This window comes from Sphingobacterium cellulitidis, from assembly GCF_043187465.1.
Taxonomy (GTDB): Bacteria; Bacteroidota; Bacteroidia; order Sphingobacteriales; family Sphingobacteriaceae; genus Sphingobacterium; species Sphingobacterium cellulitidis.
Genome location: NZ_CP171136.1, coordinates 2,743,058 through 2,762,251, shown reverse-complemented (window position 1 = coordinate 2,762,251; position 19,194 = coordinate 2,743,058). Strand labels below are relative to the sequence as shown.

12 protein-coding genes are annotated in these 19,194 nt (G+C 35.5%); 5 read left to right on the top strand and 7 right to left on the bottom strand.

The features are described from left to right. Nucleotides 1–38: 38 nt before the first annotated feature. The 5 genes from ACF3OC_RS12195 to ACF3OC_RS12175 form a co-directional block, all read right to left on the bottom strand. Complete coding sequence (locus tag ACF3OC_RS12195) at nucleotides 39–488, bottom strand: hypothetical protein (protein ID WP_094258780.1); 450 nt, start codon at nucleotides 486–488, stop codon at nucleotides 39–41. A 70-nt stretch (nucleotides 489–558) separates the two neighbouring features. Continuing rightward, nucleotides 559–2,148, bottom strand: coding sequence for a Na+/H+ antiporter (locus ACF3OC_RS12190; protein WP_392469291.1), 1,590 nt, complete (start codon nucleotides 2,146–2,148; stop codon nucleotides 559–561). Nucleotides 2,149–2,270: 122 nt separating this feature from the next. Next, nucleotides 2,271–3,011 carry a bifunctional demethylmenaquinone methyltransferase/2-methoxy-6-polyprenyl-1,4-benzoquinol methylase UbiE gene (ubiE, locus tag ACF3OC_RS12185; RefSeq protein WP_094258778.1) on the bottom strand — a complete coding sequence of 247 codons (741 nt, stop codon included), beginning with the start codon at nucleotides 3,009–3,011 and terminating at the stop codon, nucleotides 2,271–2,273. Nucleotides 3,012–3,191: 180 nt separating this feature from the next. Beyond that, nucleotides 3,192–4,691: a SusD/RagB family nutrient-binding outer membrane lipoprotein gene (locus ACF3OC_RS12180; protein ID WP_169715257.1), complete on the bottom strand. Its 1,500-nt coding sequence runs from the start codon at nucleotides 4,689–4,691 to the stop codon at nucleotides 3,192–3,194. A gap of 16 nt (nucleotides 4,692–4,707) precedes the next feature. Beyond that, nucleotides 4,708–7,845, bottom strand: a complete 3,138-nt coding sequence (locus ACF3OC_RS12175; protein ID WP_182498337.1) for a SusC/RagA family TonB-linked outer membrane protein — start codon at nucleotides 7,843–7,845, stop codon at nucleotides 4,708–4,710. 688 nt (nucleotides 7,846–8,533) lie between these two features. Between ACF3OC_RS12175 and ACF3OC_RS12170 the strand changes: the two genes are divergently transcribed. After that, entirely contained in the window at nucleotides 8,534–10,918 is a 2,385-nt protein-coding gene (locus tag ACF3OC_RS12170; RefSeq protein WP_094258774.1) for a PDZ domain-containing protein, read from the top strand. 204 nt (nucleotides 10,919–11,122) lie between these two features. Then, a complete protein-coding gene (locus ACF3OC_RS12165; RefSeq protein ID WP_094258773.1) occupies nucleotides 11,123–12,187 on the top strand; it encodes a class I fructose-bisphosphate aldolase in 1,065 nt (354 codons plus the stop codon). Nucleotides 12,188–12,230: 43 nt separating this feature from the next. On the opposite strand, the gene ACF3OC_RS12160 is transcribed toward ACF3OC_RS12165, so the two are convergent. Next, nucleotides 12,231–13,151, bottom strand: a complete 921-nt coding sequence (locus tag ACF3OC_RS12160; RefSeq protein ID WP_141202157.1) for a hypothetical protein — start codon at nucleotides 13,149–13,151, stop codon at nucleotides 12,231–12,233. A 369-nt stretch (nucleotides 13,152–13,520) separates the two neighbouring features. Here ACF3OC_RS12160 and ACF3OC_RS12155 point away from each other — a divergent pair, with 369 nt between their 5' ends. The 3 genes from ACF3OC_RS12155 to ACF3OC_RS12145 all read left to right on the top strand — a co-directional run bounded on the left by ACF3OC_RS12155 (nucleotide 13,521) and on the right by ACF3OC_RS12145 (nucleotide 16,016). After that, nucleotides 13,521–13,694 carry a hypothetical protein gene (locus ACF3OC_RS12155; RefSeq protein WP_169715255.1) on the top strand — a complete coding sequence of 58 codons (174 nt, stop codon included), beginning with the start codon at nucleotides 13,521–13,523 and terminating at the stop codon, nucleotides 13,692–13,694. A gap of 117 nt (nucleotides 13,695–13,811) precedes the next feature. Then, a complete protein-coding gene (locus tag ACF3OC_RS12150; RefSeq protein ID WP_094258770.1) occupies nucleotides 13,812–14,438 on the top strand; it encodes an outer membrane beta-barrel protein in 627 nt (208 codons plus the stop codon). A gap of 105 nt (nucleotides 14,439–14,543) precedes the next feature. Beyond that, entirely contained in the window at nucleotides 14,544–16,016 is a 1,473-nt protein-coding gene (locus ACF3OC_RS12145) for a glycoside hydrolase family 76 protein (RefSeq protein ID WP_182498339.1), read from the top strand. Here ACF3OC_RS12145 and ACF3OC_RS12140 read toward each other — a convergent pair whose 3' ends face one another. After that, nucleotides 16,017–19,193 (bottom strand): M1 family aminopeptidase, encoded by a 3,177-nt coding sequence (locus ACF3OC_RS12140; RefSeq protein WP_182498340.1) that lies wholly within the window; start codon nucleotides 19,191–19,193, stop codon nucleotides 16,017–16,019. Nucleotide 19,194 lies beyond the last annotated feature (1 nt).

Sequence of the window (19,194 nt, the reverse complement as noted above, 5' to 3'; positions counted from 1 at the left end):
TTTTTAGGAATTATCTCAATTTTAATACTCTAATAATATTACTGTAATAGCCAGATATTACTTTTGCCTTCAAGTGCTTCATATGGTTTTGAGTTACCATTGAGTAAATCGGTTTCATGACCTTCGAGATGCCACTCCAAGTCTTCATCATTGACTTTTTTCATTTGAAAAATGGCATCTGGATCTTTAAAGCTAATATCGCTTTTCAGCATATTAATTTTATTCTCCTGGAATAATTGTTCAGCTTCATCCTTGCTGATTTGAATCAATTTATTTGCTTTGGTATCGAAATCTGCTAATTCACGATCCATTTCTCTAGGATAATTATCTGCTAAATAGGATGCATATAGATCTCTATTTTTCGTTCTTAAAGCTTCATTCTTATATGCTATTCTTTCGGGATTAAGTTCGAAGTTGAAATCCTCAGGATGCTCTCTAAAGCCAAATTGTCTATTTAATTCTTCAATTCTTTGTTCTAGCGTTGGCATATTAAATTCGTTTGTTTATTGATAAACGATTTGAAAGTGGAATTGTTGTCGACAAATTTTTTGCTGTTCGCTATTGTTTGTCAAAAACCAAGATTATTCTTTCCTCCTCGAGGTCAATTTGATTTCTAATTAACTCTTCATCATACTCCTCTTCCTTATTGAGGTTAGTGAGATAGATTCTTTGTTGAGAAAAGATTTCCAGGAGCATTTTTTTGCTGACTCCATTCATCCAGGAATTGTCTTGAACTTTTGATTGGTCTTCCCAATATTTTAATATTCTTTGCATTGCAGGGTCATCAGGATGTTGGGATTCGTAATTGTCTTTTATGAAGGTATATACATGGGATTTTAAGCCCAATTTCATTTTTATTTTTGAAGACTGATGGTTTTCCTCCTCGTTGATATAACCTTTAAAAGGATTTGTTTTCTTAATGAGATAAGGAAGAGTGAGTCCTTGGATAACCAGGGTTAAAAGGATTACGACGAAAGTAATAAACAAGATTAGGTTTCGATGGGGGAATGCTTCTCCATTAGGTAGAGTCAATGGGATTGCCAATGCCGCGGCAAGGGAAACTACTCCGCGCATACCAGTCCAACCCATTAATAAAGGGGTATACCATCTTCTGGTGCTAAATTGTTGTTGGTGTGCTACTTTTGGCCTAAAGATTATTGTTGCTAGCATTGCTGCGAAAGCAGAAATCATTCTTGCAGCGATAAGGACAATGGTGATCAGGACTCCATAGCCTATTGCTGTTCCTAAAGGGGTTCCGTGGGCTCGGATTCCAGCAACAATTTCTGGGAGGTCTAATCCTATTAGGAGGAAAACCATTCCATTTAAAAGGAAAACAAAGCTTTCCCATACAGATGCGCCTTTAATTCGGCTACTGGCAGCGAGGTAATTTAATCGTTGCGAAGACATGAATAAGCCGCCTGCAACGACTGCCAATACTCCGGAGCAATGGATTTGCTCAGCAATCCAATACATGAAATAAGGGCTGATGAGGCTGAGTGCTATGTCCGATGCGGCTTCGGTAGGTAGGTGTTTATGAATCCAGATGAAAATCTGAGCGACCAATAATCCGATACCTACACCTCCGAACAACATCCATAGGAAGTTGAGTCCAGCATCCTGCCAGATAAATTGTCCAGTCCCCACAGCCACTAAAGCAAATCGGAAAATGATTAAGGAAGAAGCGTCATTGAGTAAGCTTTCGCCTTCAAGGATGGCGGTTGTTGTTTTTGGGATTTTTACGAATTTGGTGATAGCGCCAGTACTTACAGCATCAGGGGGAGAAACAATACCGCCCAGTACGAATCCCAAAGCAATGGTAAATCCGGGGATTATCTGATTGGAGATAATTGCTACGAGGAAGGCTGTAAAGAAGACAACCAAAAAAGCGAAACTGCCGATTATTCGCCACCATTTCTTCATTTCCTTGAAAGAAACGCCCCAGGCTGCTTCGTAGAGGAGTGGGGGCAAAAAGACGAAGAAAATCAAGTCTGGATCGATTTTTAATATAGGTAATCCCTTGACGAAGCTGATGGCTAAACCTGCTAAAACCAATAAAATTGGGTAAGCAACTTTTAACTTGTTTGCAAAGATCGTTAAGAATACGATTAACAAGATTAAAACCAGGATAAATGGCAATAAGGAGTGCATTTTTTAGGATTTGTTTATTAAATAGCAGTGTGAATATGATTTTAATAAACAATAAAAAATGGATTGTGTTTTCACACGATCCATTTTCTAAAATTGTTGAATTGAAAAATAATAAGTAGTTATTATTTTGATTTAATTCCTTGGTATATTGTTGATGCACCAAAGAATTGAGGCATTATTTTTACCTCGGTATATCCTGCTTGTTCAAATCTTTTTTTAAGAGCTTCACCATAAGGGAAATTCAATGCAGATTTGGACAGATATTTATAAGCTGTTTTATCTTTACTAAACATTCTGCTCAAAAGGGGCATGATCCATTTTGTATAAACGAAGTGTCCGGATTTAAGGAAGAAGTTTTGAGGCACGGAAGTTTCAAGTACAATTAACTGACCGCCAGGTGCTGTAACTCGATAGATTTCTTGGAGACATTTATCAAGGTTTTCGAAATTACGAATTCCATAAGTAATGCTGATTGCATCGAAGTGGTTGTCAGGAAAGTTGAGATTTTCAGCATCTTGCTGATCAAGTTTGATCTTGTTTTGTAAGCCTAATTGTTTCACTTTCTCTTCTGCCACGGCAAGCATTCCTTCAGAGATATCGGTTCCGATGATCTCGGTTGCTTTGCTATTTGCAAAGAGCAGGAGCATATCACCAGTACCTGTGGCGATGTCTAAAATAGTATTTGGGTTTTTAGAAGCAACGAGATTATATACATTTTTCTTCCAACCCTTTTCCATTCCAAAGGTGATGACTTTGTTGAGTTTGTCGTAATTTCCAGAAATGGAATTGAACATTTTTCTTACTTGCACATGTTTTTGTTCATGAGAAGCTTGGTCAGGAAGAATAATCTTGTTTTCGCTCATTCTTAATTTTTTAATATCTGCCAAAGGTAAGCTAAATCAGGGATAAAATAGATTTTTTGGGGATAATTTCTAATGGAATAGGGGTTTGGAATAGGGGGTAAAAAAATAGTAGCAACCCTTTGGCTGCTACTATCGTACTATTTATTCATCACTCCTTCATTGAACAAGATGAAGGATATTTTAATTAACGTCCCAGAAAATCCGGCTAGTTTGCGGGTCGATTTCACCTTGTGCAGTTACATTTGCGTTGTTATAACTGTATTCACCTTGAGGGTACATCAGACGCAAAGGGATTTTGCGGTTTCCGATATTTGGATTTGCTGACAAAGGCACGTCGCTTGGAAATCCTAATCTTCTATAATCTACCCATGCCTCGAAGTTGTTGATACTTGGTAAAGACAGATATTTTTGATTGATGATTAGCTCCAATTTATTGCTAGCATTGTCCCAATTTGCAGAGTTTGCTAGAAGTTGATTTGCTTCGGTTTGGGCATTAGGAATACCTAACCATTTAAAGGATTCAGATACTGCATTTTGATAAGCAGTTTTTGCGTTTCCAGGAAGCCAGCCTCTTTGAGTTGCTTCTGCTTGCAAAAACAGACTTTCCATTGAAGTGAAGAACCATAATGGTTGAGTTCCATCTGAAAGAATTCCAGTACCTACAACGATAGATTGATTTATTGAGTTCAAATTAGGAGTTGTAGGTGCACCGAACAAAGCTCCAACCCATCTTTCGTTAGGGTTTTGAGGAGAAATTGCAGGTAAGAATAAGTATTGATATCTGATATCGTCGTTAGACGTGTATTTATTCAATAAGTATTTGCTTACACGGTTGAATCCATCCATTTGAATCCCACTTTGGTCAGCTACATAAGTAATGTAAACTGGGTTGACTTGGTTCACATTGTTAGAGAAGACAAGTTTCAAGTCAGCGGATTTTCCTGCTTCAATAAAACCACTACCATCAGCAGTAATTTTAGCGATTTCAGCTGTAGGGTTTTTGACCACTTCAGACTGATGAATCAGAAGTTTTAATGCTTGGGTATTTGCTAGTTTTCTCCACATGGTTAGATCTCCTTCAAAAAGGACATCTGCTTCAGCCGTTTCAGAAGAAATTGTAGGGTTTGATTTGAAAATATTGCGAGCAACATCAAGTTGAGCAAGAAGGTCTGCATAGATTTCAGGGCCTTTATCATAAGCAGGAGCGATAGCAGAGTCACCTTTTAAAGCTTGGGAATAAGGTACATTATTATACATATCCACTAGGTACATGTAGCCAATTGCCTTAATAACTTTGGATACACCGACATAGAACGTTTCGCCACTTGCTTCCCCTTTTTTAGCCATTAATTCGGCATCATTTAGGACATCATACCAACCTGTTGTGGTATTTGACCATTGTGCTTGTTGATATTGCGGGGTAATATTATAGTTTTCAAGCGGGATGCTTTGACCATAATCTGCACCACGTCCATAGTATCCTGTCCAAGAAGCTGCCCAAGAATATTGGGTGCCCATCCGGGTTGCGGTTTGTTTTAACACCATCGGTAATAAGTATTGTGGTTTAACCGATGGGTTTGTTGGTTGATTAGGGTTAGTATTGATGTCAAAGAAACTATCTTTACATCCAGACAAGACTAAAGTAATTGCTAGTATTGCCAAAAATATTTTGTGTTTCATATTCTTCTCCATTTAATTAGAATGTAGCATTCAGGGTAAAACCAAAATTTCTTACCGGTGGGTTTGAGGTTGAATTGACATTACCATAAGCATTCGGGTAAGCGTCAGTCATGTTGTTGAAATCCGGGTCCATAAATACGTTTTCTTTAGGGAGCCAAAGGGCTAGATTTCTACCCACCAAGGCAATTGAAAGTCCTTTAATAGCTTTTTGTCTAGATTTTAACCATGTTTCAGGCACTTGGTAAGAAAGCGCTACTTCTCTCAATCTCCAGTGATTAGCACTTACGATAAAGTTTGAGGCTGTATTTTGAAACTCACCAGTGTAATAATTGTAGATGGCTTCATTTTCACCAATTTTTGCTTCTGTATTCGGGATATAAGATCCAGGATTATTTGGGTCTTCAATAACAGAATTAGGAAGGATAAATGGTTCGCGGTTGTTGTAAGCTGTAGCTTCAGAAACCCCAGTCCAAGCCATATCAGCACCTAATCCGAAGAATGATACTACGTGGCCACCTTTGTATTCAAACAAAGCTGATAAGTTAAATCCTTTGTAGTTTACTGAAGGGTTTAGACCAACGATCCATTTAGGTAATGTTCTACCGAAATTGACATTGGTAGATGCAGTTGTAGGGCGGCCATCAGCAGCACTAACGATAATTCTGCCTTGGTCGTCTCTTTCATAATCAGTACCGCGCATTACGAATGCTGGTTGGCCGACAATAGCGTAGTTCCCTGCAATAGTGTAGCCACCGATGGAAAGTTCTTCTTGTTTTAAACCTTGTGCTTCATAAACACTAGTTACTTTGGAGTCATTCCAAAGGAAGTTACCTCTAAAGTTTACAGATCCGCCTTCGAAATTAATTAAAGGAGAAAGGTTGAAGTCAAAATCTACCCCTTTACTATCGAATGAAGCTGCGTTGGTATTTGTTCTAGCAAAACCGGAAGCTTCAGAAGTGTTTACACTGATAATTTGGTCCGTATTTTTTGAATAGAAATAGGTAGCTTCTAAAGTTAATCTGTTATTCCATAATCCAGCTTCAAAACCAGCTTCAGTTGTGTTAATGCGTTCTGGTTTCAAGTTGTAGTTGTAGGTTGTGTTATTGGCTGTTAATCCAGTGATACCACCTAACGGGAAGCCATTCGCTTGAGAATATGTTGCTTCTAAGAAATATGGACTGATGTCAGAGTTGGCTGTGTTTGTCCAAGCCGCTCTAACTTTTAAATAGTTAAAGAAGTCAGTACTCATATCAAGTGCATCAGTCAAGACAATTGCACCATTAACCCCTGGGTAGAAATAAGAGTTGTTTCCTGGAGCTAAAGTTGATGTTTTGTCCCAACGGCCTGTAAATTCTAAGTTAGCCCAGTTTTTATAGTTGAAGCCAGCACTACCATACACTGAGAATAATCTTGTTTTGTAGCCATTTGAAGCTCCAGTCAGGATACCAGTACGGATTCCAATATTGTATAATTCAGGAATTACTAGGTTATCTGCGCCTACACTGGTATTTCTATATTCATTTTGTCTAACTGCTGTTCCCAAAATACCCTTGAAGATCAAATCTTCATTGATTGGAGTATTAACACTGGCGAATAAATCGGAAGTTAATACGTTTTGGTTGTAGTTATATTCTTCTAATGCAGAAGTAATGGCAGTTTTACCGCGGCTAGCACCAAATGGAGTTTCTTTTACTCCTTCAGTAATGTATCTTTCAGCAATTCCTCGAGAAGTTAAAGAAGCACGATAAGTAAAATCCAACCAATCAGTAGGTTTTAACCCTAACTCGATATTGGTCAATAAATCTTGTTTTTTACCGTGTCTACGCCAGTTTCCTAAAGAGAAGTATGGATTGATTCCATAATCAGTAAACCAATGGTCGTAAGTTGAGAAGATATCATTTTTATAATCTTTGTACTTGGTCAAAGGAATGTGCGCGGGAGTATTTATTAATTGGCTAAATAAACCATCGTTACCACCTGTATTTTGGGCTGTGTAATAGTTTTCTTGACCTTCTTGATTATAGACATTATAGTTTTGCTGTGTATAATTAAAATTGGCCGCAGCTCTAAATATTCCAAATTCACGTTTAGAATTTAAACGGATACCATTTCTTCTATTTTTATCTCCAGGTACTATACCTTTGATATCTGCATTTTCTAAGCTTAAGAAGAAGTTTTTGGCGTTTAGAGAAAGGTTGGTTTGATTGGTTATTCCGGTGTCATAGAATTTCTGGCGTTCATCAGTTCCTACATAAGGTGTTGTTTGTTGAGTGCCATCTTCCAGTTCAGGGCCGATGTTGGCTATGCTGCCGTCATATGCAGGTCCCCAAGACCAGTTTTCAATCGGGATAATTTCTCCGTCAGCACCTTGTCCGAATTGCTTTTGCAATTTTGGGAAGAAGGAGATGTTTTGCCATTGGGTAGAGTGGCTTAAGTTAACACTAGTAACTTCATTACCACTTTTGGTCGTAACTAAAAACACACCGTTACGAGCGTCAGGGCCATAAATTGCAGCTGCTGCTGCGCCTTTTAGCACTGAAATGTTTTCAACGTCGTTTGGATTGATAGAGGATAGATATTTAATATCCATTTGAATACCATCGAGAACCAGTAACGGGTTATTATTACCTGTTAAAGATCGGATACCACGTAAGTTGATTTTTACGTCTTCGAATACACCGGAGTTATTAGTGGTGACATTCAATCCGGAAACTTTACCTTGCAAACCGTTCGCAATATTAACTGCACTAGCTTTGTTAATAGTTTTGCTGTCGACTTGTTCGGCAGAGTATCCTAGTTCTCTTTTTTCCCTTTTCACCCCTAAAGCAGTGACGATAACTTCTTCAAGTTCATTGTCAGTAGAGGTTAATTGGATGTTAACTGTACCTTGGTTTCCCAAATTAACTCGTTGGGAAGAGTAACCAATGTAAGAAAAGATAAGAACTGCATTTTCTTTAGATACTGCAATGGAATAATCTCCATTTCCATCGGTTTGGGTAGCAGTATTTGTTCCATCAACACGCACAGATACTCCTGCAAGAGGAGAGCCTTCGGAAGCTGATGTTACTTTACCGCTTACCTGCCTTTGTTGTGCGTTTGCTATTCCAATAAATAGCATACAAAGCAGAATAACGCTGAGTAATTTTTGTTTCATAATACTTCGTTGTTCGTAAATAAAAAGTTTGTAAAAACTATTGTTAAACATTTCCAATAAGTGTGGCTTATTGGTTTCATAATTTGATATTTTCAGGTCAAATATATAAAAAGTTTAAAGTTTTAATAGTTGAAATATAATTTATTAAGAAAACTAAATATGGTAATTTAAAATATTATATAAACGATAAATTAAAAAATGTTGAAAATAGAAATTTTGGAAAATATTAGGTTGAATGTGTTTAAAACATTATCTCATTAAGAATTTTTGATGTAATGTTGAGATAATCGGGAGGAAAATTGGGCGGAAAAGTTAGGAAAATGGATAAAATTTCTTTGTAAACAATTAATTGAAAATCAGTGGTTTATAAAATGATATTTTTTTTGTAACATGTTTGTTTGAAAAAGAGGATGTTATAATGGAGTTGGTGAAAATGCTTCAACTTTTTGATTGGCTTCAAAAAAACTCATGGCTACTTCACAGATGTATTTCTTCTGTTAGGTACTGAACCATGCTATTTGCTAATTCTTTTTCATCTTCAATGATTTAAATTTTCATTCAAGGTGTTTTTTCAAGGTAATTTAAAGGTATAATTTTGAAGAAATTTTGAATAGATATCTAACAATTTAATTATCTAACTAATTTTATTATATTGAATATATAATGCACATTTCTAAACCTAAACCTTATGCATTCAAATTTAACATTGCGATTCAACAAATTTATTCTATTGATTTTGTGTCTGTTTTTATTCCATACAATATCAAAAGCTCAAAATAAAAAAGTTGTTTTTCATTTATCTCAGCAAGGGGAGAATTCTAATCCTGGAACAAAAGAAAAACCATTTAAAAGTCCTGAATATGCCTTGGACAAAATTTTAGAATTTAAGAAGAAAAATCCTGATAGTGATGTAGAATTATTAGTGCATTCTGGAATTTATCATTTAAAACAAAGTTTAGAATTAAATAAACATCTTAGTAGTTCTAAAGGAAAACTAATTATTAAGGCGCTAGACCAAAGAAAAGTTGTTTTTTCAGGTGCAGTCACACTGAATTTAAAATGGTCCAAAAATAATAAAGGGATGTGGACTGCTAAAGTTCCTTCCAATCTCAAATTTCAAAGTTTATATACATCAAATGTCCATTTGATAAGAGCACGATATCCTAATTATGACCCCAAGGTTTTACCTTTTAATGGTTATGCTGATGATGCAATTGATCCTGAGAGAGTTAAAAAATGGCAGAACCCAAAAGGTGCAATTGTTCATGCCTTGCACATAGGAAAATGGGGAGGATTTCATTATTTGGTAACAGGTAAGAAAGAAAATGGGGAATTAGTGTTGGAGGGTGGGCCTCAAAATAATCGCCCTAGCAAAATGCATGAAAGATATCGATTTGTTGAAAATGTATTTGAGGAATTGGATAGTGAGAATGAATGGTATTTAGATTCTGAAAACTCAACACTTTACTTAAATTTTGGTGATAAAAATCCGAATGATTTTGAATTTGAAGCACCAGTTTTGGAATCTTTAATTTCAATTCAAGGGAATGAGGATGAACCTATCCGAAACGTTCATATTGAAGGGATAAAGTTTATTCACACTATTCCGACTTTTATGAAAACTACTGAACCATTACTACGGAGTGATTGGACTATATATCGGCAGGCTGCGGTGCGAATTGAAGGGGCAGAAAATTGTTCTGTTTCAAATTCAGATTTTACTGATTTGGGAGGCAATGCAGTTTTCATTAGCAATTACAATCGTAATGTTGGGATTAAAGGTAATTTATTTGAACGTATTGGTGCTGGAGCGATAAACTTTGTTGGTGATCCTGATGCAGTTCGAAGTCCTTCATTCCGATATGAAAAATTTGTTCCTGAAAATGAAATTGATACCATTCCAGGACCCAAAACTAATAATTACCCTGCTGAATGTGAGGCTAGTGATAATTTAATCCGTAATATAGGGCTTATAGAAAAACAAGTAGCGGGAGTTCAAATTTCTATGGCCTCTCGGATTTCAGTATTGCATAATACAATTTACAATGTCCCACGTGCGGGGATTAATATCGGCGATGGAACTTGGGGAGGACATAAAATTTCCCATAATGATGTCTTTCGGACCGTATTAGAAACAAGTGACCATGGAGCATTTAATTCCTGGGGAAGAGATAGATTTTGGCATCCAGATAGAACGGAAATGGATAAAATTGTTGAGAAACATCCAAATTGGGTTAAGTTGGATGCTATTGAAACAACAGTCATTAGCGATAATAGGTTTAGTTGTGATCATGGATGGGATATAGATTTAGATGATGGTTCTTCGAATTACGAAATCTTCAATAATCTGTGTTTGACTGGCGGATTAAAATTACGAGAAGGTTTTTATAGAACAGTATATAACAATGTTATGATCAACAATGGATTTCATCCACATGTGTGGTTTAAGGATAGCCATGATATCTTTCGAAATAATATAGTGATGCATCATCATCAGGATATTCAAGTCAAATATTGGGGTGATAAAGTAGACCGGAATTTTTATACAAGTGAAAAAGACTTATTAATAGATCAAGCAAAGGGTGTGGATCAACACTCAAATCCAGTGAAACTGGAATTTACTGATATCAGTACAGGAAAATTTAAATTAATATCTGGTAGTCTAGTTGGGTTTAAAGAAATTAACCTTCAGGATGTAGGGGTCATGAGTTCACGTTTAAAAGATATTTCAGATAGCCCGTTTATTCCTGAGATTGAAGTGGAAGGAAATAGTAAAGAAGGAGAGGTTTTTGAATGGAAAGGGGCAAAGCTTAAATCCATTGAAACCTTGGGTGAGCAATCTGCGGCAGGTTTGCCTACAATGGAAGGCGTATTGGTTTTAGGATTATCCGAAAATTCACCATTATTAAAAGCTGGGATTCAAAATGCTGATGTCATTGTTTCTTGTCAAGGTGAGGGTGTGAAGGATTTAGGTGAGTTACAAAAAGTATTCAAAAGAGACCAGTATATGAATAAGTTAAATTTTGAAATATTTCGGAATCAAGAAAAGAAAAAAATAGAAGTATCATTATAAGCCAAGGTTTACCTTGGCTTTTTTGTTTAACTGAACTTTCATGTCAGCTGCAGATATGGAAACTTGAAATTTCAATTGTTAGATAAAATATAATCCTGTTCACCACATTATTCATTGACATCTGTTGAAAACAATAGTAACTATTATTTAAAACAAATCTAAATCCTTCATGTTCATTTATTGTATTACATTAAAAACATAATTATGAATATCAATAAATTAATTGAACACTTAGGTAGTGATGAACTACTTAAATTTGAAAGCAAAACTATTCCAAAAAATATTCTTCAATTGCCATCATCAAAATTTATTGATGATGTATATGGGATTTCAGATAGAAATCCGCAGGTATTACGAAGTTTAGGAAATATATTTGGACATGGTAGATTAGGAGGAACAGGCTATTTATCTATCCTGCCTGTTGATCAAGGTATTGAACATAGTGCTGGTGCCTCATTTGCAGCCAATCCAATTTATTTCGACCCTGAAAATATTGTCAAATTAGCAATAGAAGGTGGCTGTAACGCTGTGGCTTCTACATTTGGTGTCTTAGGAGCGGTGTCTAGAAAATACGCACATAAAATACCTTTTGTGGTGAAAATTAATCATAATGAATTATTGAGCTTCCCTAATAAGAGTGATCAAATCTTATACGGTACAGTTCGTGAAGCCTGGAACATGGGAGCCGCAGCTATCGGTGCAACTATTTATTTTGGTTCCCCAGAATCGGTACGACAAATTATAGAGGTCAGCAAAGCTTTTCAAGAAGCTCATTCTTTAGGAATGGCCACTATATTATGGTGTTATTTGCGGAATGATGCTTTTAAAAAAGATGGAGTCGATTTTCATTTGGCGGCCGATTTAACTGGTCAAGCCAATCATTTAGGAGTAACCATTGAAGCCGATATTATCAAACAAAAGTTGCCAGAAGTTAATGGCGGATACAGAGTATTGAATATGGGTAATAGTAGCTATGGAAAATTGGATGAAAGAATGTACACAGAATTAAGTTCAGACCATCCTATTGATTTATGTCGCTATCAGGTTTTAAATTGTTTTGCTGGAAGAGCTGGATTGATCAACTCTGGTGGAGCATCTGGCAAGAAAGACCTCAAGGATGCTATACAAACGGCTGTCATCAACAAAAGAGCAGGCGGTACTGGTCTAATCAGCGGTAGAAAAGCCTTTCAAAAGCCAATGAAAGACGGTGTAACTTTATTAAATGCAATTCAAGATGTTTACTTAATGAAAGAAGTAACTATTGCTTAATTTTTTATTCATATAAAAAAGACAGGAATAAGAATCCAGATATTTATTCTGAATTATTTATTCCTGTCTTCTCTGTTGTATCTGTATTTTCTCCCATGGCGTATTTTCGAATAATATATTCGGTAGCCAATTTTAAGCCTCGTTCCGCATGTTCTGGATGCTTTCCTGCTTCTGTAAAGAACTCAACCTCATTATTTACCTTTGAATACCAAATTTTATTAACATCCTTAATTCCTAATGTATCATATCTGGTTATTTTCTTAAAATTTTCGAGCTTATCCTGATCTAGTGCGATTACATTTTTATTCCTAAGGTTATTATTAATACAATCCACCACAATATACTGATCCTTAAACCAGCACATACATTCTTTCTTTTCTTTGAATCCAATATATCCTAAACTTGCCGCAATAATTCCCCCTGAACTTACAAGAAGAACAGCTTTCTTATTCAGTTTTGAACCTTTCCTTTTATAATCGACAGGTTTTGGAGATTCTATACTTTCGGGTTCAGTTTGAGGCTCCAAATCCTGACTTTTTCCACTTCGGTCATTTTCCAATACGGTGGGTTTTGAAATTGAAGTAAATGGAATTGTTGGATTTTCGGTCCAATCATCAATGCGGAATGGTCTAGGTTGAAAATCAATAAGCACAGCCAATAATTTTACGATTGTTTCATCTGGATTATTGGTTTTCTTATCAATAAAATATCGAACCGGTTTTAATTTATCGATGTCGATTCCCGCAATTGACTTCTCCAAATCTCCATGCTCATCTTTCAAAATAAAAAAATCCCGAAGGGTTTTCTTATCATCAGGATTTAAACCTGATCCCAATAAGAATAATGCATAATCCCTCAAATTGGCAGAAGTTGGATTTGCCAATCGATCATGTAGCTCATTGTTGCTATGTTTCTCCCAATAAGCTTTTAAAACCTGTTCTTTAAATCTATTGAATGCAGACATTCCCTTATAATAATAGTTTCCCCTACACAGAATTACCGGAAATCCGATACCTCTCATAATTAATACAAATCTTCCTAAAAACAGTTTGACCATTACCCACACTGGAAATACCAGAATTCAACTGGAATTACCTGAAATAGTGGAAATGGTTGATTATTAGTCGCTTTCGGCGCTATAAATTTGTTTTCGAAATCAGTGGTTAATACTGTTTGTGCTTTCGAGGAAAGATACAAAAGAGATTTCAATTTGAGGAATTCATGCGCCTCAATTCCAAAAAATTCAGAAGGCCTTCTGGACAATTTTTTTCTAGCAATCCCACAGATGGACTGTGCGGACCTAGCAGGCTTTTACATTCTAATTTTTTGAGAAATGTGGTACTTAATTTTGTCCTATTTAATGAATCCAGGTAATCCAACGATGCCTATCCAACCTACAGATCCTAATATCATGGTCACGCAATCTGTAGATGATCCTGATGCTGATGCAGATGATCCCGTGTATGGAGACAATGGAAATGTCCGCCCACCAAGACCTAAAAAATAACGTATAAAATGGTTGCTGAATTCAGCAACCATTTTTTATTTCTTCTGTAAATTTAAATAATCCATGTAGCTAATTTTTCCTATTTTTCGTTCTCAATTAAAGACAAAATTTTTTTATATGAAAACCAATTATCCTCTTTTCCTTCTTATTTCAATTGCTTTTTTATTCCTAACTCCGTTTTCTTCCAAAGCCCAGGAGACTGATAAAAAACTTAAAATCGGACTTTCTGTGACACCTTTTTCTTTTCGAAATATTGGTCCCCTGAAAAAACTAGATGGTGCAGGTTCTTTATCCAGTAAAAAATATTTCTCTGCAGATGTATCTGTACTAGTACCGCTAAAAAATCGTGTATTTCTGGAATCAGGAATTGGCTTTTCTAAACAGGAAGTTGATGTTTTAGGAGCAGTAGTAGATCCGCAAAAGGAAAGATTTAAGGATACTGTGACCTTAAAAATTATTGAAGTACCAATCCTCGCTCATATGGAATTTGGTAAGTACTTCTATGCTAATTTGGGTCCAACCTTACATTTTGATGTGTCAGGACAACATCAGGTAATGGATAAACAAAACGGAGTAGGTGTACAACTAGCAATAGGTGCAAATCTCAATCTTTCGCAAAACTTTTCTGTCCATCTAGAACCTGGATATAAAATCTATTCTTTAATTCCTTTCGAATCTGGAAATTCATATGATAGAATCATGCAATTAGGTTTTAAGATTGGTGCTAGATATGTTCTGTGGTAATATACAATTAAATAGAAGGTTGTTTTTTGGTTATTTTTCTTTAATTTGAATTAGATTCTACAAGAATCCTAATTATTAAAATCAACCGAAGTCAACCTTTAGAAAATGCTGAATAATAAAGCCTTAAAAATTGCCATTTGCTCAACTGGGGTAATCTTTGGCTCAATTGCCTTCCAACCGGTTTCGGCGATGGAAAACCTCAATAATCACGTCTTTATTAGTTCAATTCCCACCAACAAAGATATCGCAAATGAAAACTTGCTGAGGGCAATGTCTTTGGTTGATAAAACGATTTCTGCCTATTTTGACCCCAAAACTTTTGAAATGCGTCGATTCTACAACCCTTTTACGAAGGAAAAATCGGAAGAGAGGGCAAGTGTTTGGATGTATTCCGCAGGCATTGAAGCAGTAAATGCGATATTATCCGCCCTTAAGGCAAATAAAAGTGTTGCGGATAAAAAAGTATATAAATCCAACATTGAAAAGTATGAAAAACTGTTGTCCAAGTTTTATGATAAAGTAGATTATTACTTAGGAACTTATGAATTGACCTCCTATACGCAAACAAAAACGTGGTCTGTGTATGCAGTAGATCGTGTTTCTGAAAAAGGGAAAGCAAAAGTTACAGGGATTTACAATGTTTATGATGATCAAATGTGGCTGCTTCGTGAGCTGCTGCATTCCTACAAACTCACAGGAAATAAGGATTATTTGAAAAAAGCAGAATATTTAACTGATTATGTCTTAGATGGATGGGATACGACTTTAGATGAAAATGGCAATGAAAATGGGGGTATAACTTGGGGGCCTGGATACACAACTAAACATGCCTGTAGCAATGGGCCTTTAATCAGCTCTTTAGTATGGTTGCATACTATATATCAAGGGAAAAATGACCAGATAAATCGTTCTTTTATTGATCCAAATGATAGCAAAACTAGGCGTATAAAAAAGGAATCAAAGGAGCAGTATTATTTAAATTTTGCTAAAGAAATTTACGATTGGCAACAGGATAAATTGAAGGTAAAAAACGGACTATATTTTGATATGCTGGGCGGCTGTGATCCGGATTGCAAAATTCAATATGAAGAAGTTGGCAATACCAAGTATCGTGCAAATACAAAACTTACAGAAGCCGTAGGACGTTTTTATTCTTACAACAGTGGGTCCATGTTGTCTGGAGCAGTAGATTTATTTCTTGCGACCAAGGATCAAAAATATAAAACGGAAGCCATTGAAATGGCTGAAAATAGCTTCGCCTATTTTGCAAAAAAGGACAAGGAAATTCCCAATTTTTATAGCTTTGAAACCGATGGTTTTAACAATTGGTTCAATGGAATTTTACTTAGGGGATATAAAGAATTAACCTCCGAAAATCCTGAGGCTAAATCCTATTTAAATGCGTTTCAAAAGAACCTTGATTATGGCTATAAAAACTATTCAATAGACGGTTTTCTACCTACAAATCTGTTAACAGGTTGGAACCCAGAGAACAGAGCTAAAGGAGTAGAAGGGATGTTTATGTTTTCATTTGCTGCACAATATGCCATGTTAGCTGAATATGCTTTTACCGATTAATTACCATGGATTCATAAAAATCTCTTTCACTTTCTGCTTAGTCATTTCAGTTGGAGAAACCGCCAGAAATTCATTTATTAAATCAATACTGCTTGGTTTTTTAGGATAACTATTCTTTTTCAAAAAGCTTGATAGCGCAGTATTGACCTTTTCTTCGGTTAATATTTCACTCAGTTTTACCATCGCCATTGCACCCAATGAATAGGAGATGTGAATATTTTCTGATTTTACTTTAAATAATGGTTCGTTTTCAGCAAATCCTTTTTGGCTTTCAAAAATCTGTTCATGAATTTTTAATCTTTTCTTCATATTTTCCAAACCATACTCATGCTTGTACAGCATCATTTCGGTGTACATTGCCAAGGATTCTGTTAGCATAGTGGCTCCTTCACGTTGATCCGGATTTATTTGACTGTTTCCCCACCAAAGGTGCGATAATTCATGTCCTGCCAACTCATTGATCACATCTTCCTCTTGTCTTCCCTGTACATTTGCATGAAACACCATATTCTCTGGCATAAAAATACTCGCGGGATACGCCGTCCCTGCGAAACCCTCCGTAAATGAAGAGATTTCTGCAAACTGAACGCTCTCAAAAGGATATGGGCCAAAATTCTTAATACAATATTCCAAACTTGATTTTGTATTTTCTATCAGCTGCTCAACATTTTCCGCATGCTTCGGATGATAATAAACATAAATATCAATCCCTACATATTTACTCTTTTTTACATGGTATTTTCCTGATGCAACAGCAAACCTGAAGGGAATATTTTTTGCCAAATATTTATAGAAATTCCTTCCTGAATTAGTCCACTGATCCTTTAAATCTCCAGTTCCAACCGCAATTTGATCCTTTTCTGTAGAAACAACCATACTTAAATCCATAAAATCTTCAATTGAATTCACTGCAGCATTTACGGATTTCAAAGCCTCCTTAGTTCCCAATTTGAATTGTGATCTTAATTTTTCATCATCCAATTCATAGTTAGATTGATAGCCTATTAATGGGAAATATCTGCTTATCCGCATGAAAGACCCGTTTTCAATGATAGAATTGAAACTTTGGTGCCCATTTACGGCATAGGAATTATAGGTAATTTCAAATTCCATTCTCGCAGTTTTTGAAGGATAAAGCGGCCATCTTAACTTAACTTCCTGGTTATCTTTTGTTAATGCGATAGTCTGCGAATCAATAATCAACCGAACGGTATTAACATCTAATTCATCTGGAAAACTGATTAATACCTCATTAATATTCTCTTGACTTTTATTTTCAAGGGTATATGTTGCCTTTATTTTATAGGAATTCTTGGAAGGAAACAGACTAATTTCCGTATTAACCTCCGTAATTATGGGTTGAGGGATATTTTGATATTTCTTTTTATACTTTAATTCATAATCAGCTGCAAGCTGCCAGGCTTTTTCCTGTTCTTCGGGAATGTAATGCTTCAAATATTTCACTGCCGAAATTCCGGCAGTTAAAATTAGGATAGCTGCTAAAACAATCTTCCTAATTCCCAATTTCTTTGTTCTAATGCTTTGCCACAATAGCCATGACATCAACAAAACACATATTCCAAATAAAAGCCTTAATGAAAATATTCCAGGGTAGAATCCATATCCATTGAAATCACTGTAAACCCCATGAAAATCTGAGAAAAACTGCAGGAGTGGGTTTTTAAAAACTTTTTTAGAAATAGGTCCTGTAAAAAGGAATAATGCAAATGTTGATACGCCCAGTGCAACAAACCTATTCTTAAATAGGTTATTGATTAAAAGAATGAAACTCGCAAATAATATGATGGGAAGACTGTTGAATAAGAATACTCCTGCATAAGCCTTGAAATCAAAAACAAAATAGCCGTAACTAATTTGAAAAATTATACCTTCAACAATCAATAAAACACTAAAAAATATTATTAGAATACTTAGGGTCAATAAATGGGCTATATTCTTATTTTTTGAATAATAGCTACTTAATTCAATCAAGTGAAAATTTGAAACCTGATTTCTCCAGAAAATATCATTACAGAAATAGACTATAATTAGTAAACCGAATAAGTAAAAGTTCTCAGAAATAGTTACTGCCATCAATCCTGAACTCGCAAATTTCTGTGGAATTCGGATGCCTTTCTCGATTTCTGCATACATTTCCATGCCCACAAAAAATAAAAGCAGAATACTGATGGAAGTAATAAATATGCCCTTAAAAAGATATTTAAGGTCAATTCTGCACAGTGAAAGGATAGAATTGAAACTAGCAAATGAATCGAACTTAGGTTTAATCCTAAGTAATAAATGTTGATATCCCAGTCTATTAATTTGGTTATTAATTTTCTGAGGCTTCTGAGATTTAGAATGGTTAGTTCTAAAGTCAAAACTGTTAAAACAGTAAAGCAGTAATCCTACAGAAATAAAAAAATAGATCAACCTATTGATCAATAAAGAACCTTGTAGGGCTACTACATGTTGGTTTTTCTCAGGAACGCTCATCTTTTTAGCCTCTGAAAAATAAGCGGATAGGCCAAAAGGATCCAGAATGCCTGATATCTTCTCTGCTGTAATGGATTGTGGTATACTAGAACTCATAAATGGGGAGTTGGAAAATACCATAACCAACATGTATAAAACATATAGCAAAAGTCCAGCAATGATCAGAAGCAACTTATTTCGGCTAGTTTGTGCGACCATAAAAAGAAAACTACAAACCAAGAAACTATTCAATAACCCAAAAGCAAATAGGGGATAGAGGTAATGGAAAAAATGAAATTCAGGGTTTATATTGAAGTCATTTCGTAATAATTGTCCTATGGCGAATCCAATGATTAGCAAGAAAAAACTCAAGAATGTTTTTAAAAAGAAGAAAAGAAATCGATCCCCCACATATTCCTTTTCGGAAAAAGGTAATGCGAATAATACCTCCTCAAAGTGTGAATCTTGATCCTTAAACAAGAGGGGAAGGGCATATAAGTTCGCAATAAATATCACCGATAAACTTAATAAGCCGATTACATATCCTAAGCTGAATGCTGAATTCAAATATAATCCCTCGGAAAATGAGAGATTGAATGAACTTCCAATAAAGAAACCTGCAGAAATATAAATAAATCCCAATAAATAAGTAGCCCAATTCTTTTGAGTACGGCGAAGTTCGAAGTGAAAAATATTAGCCATT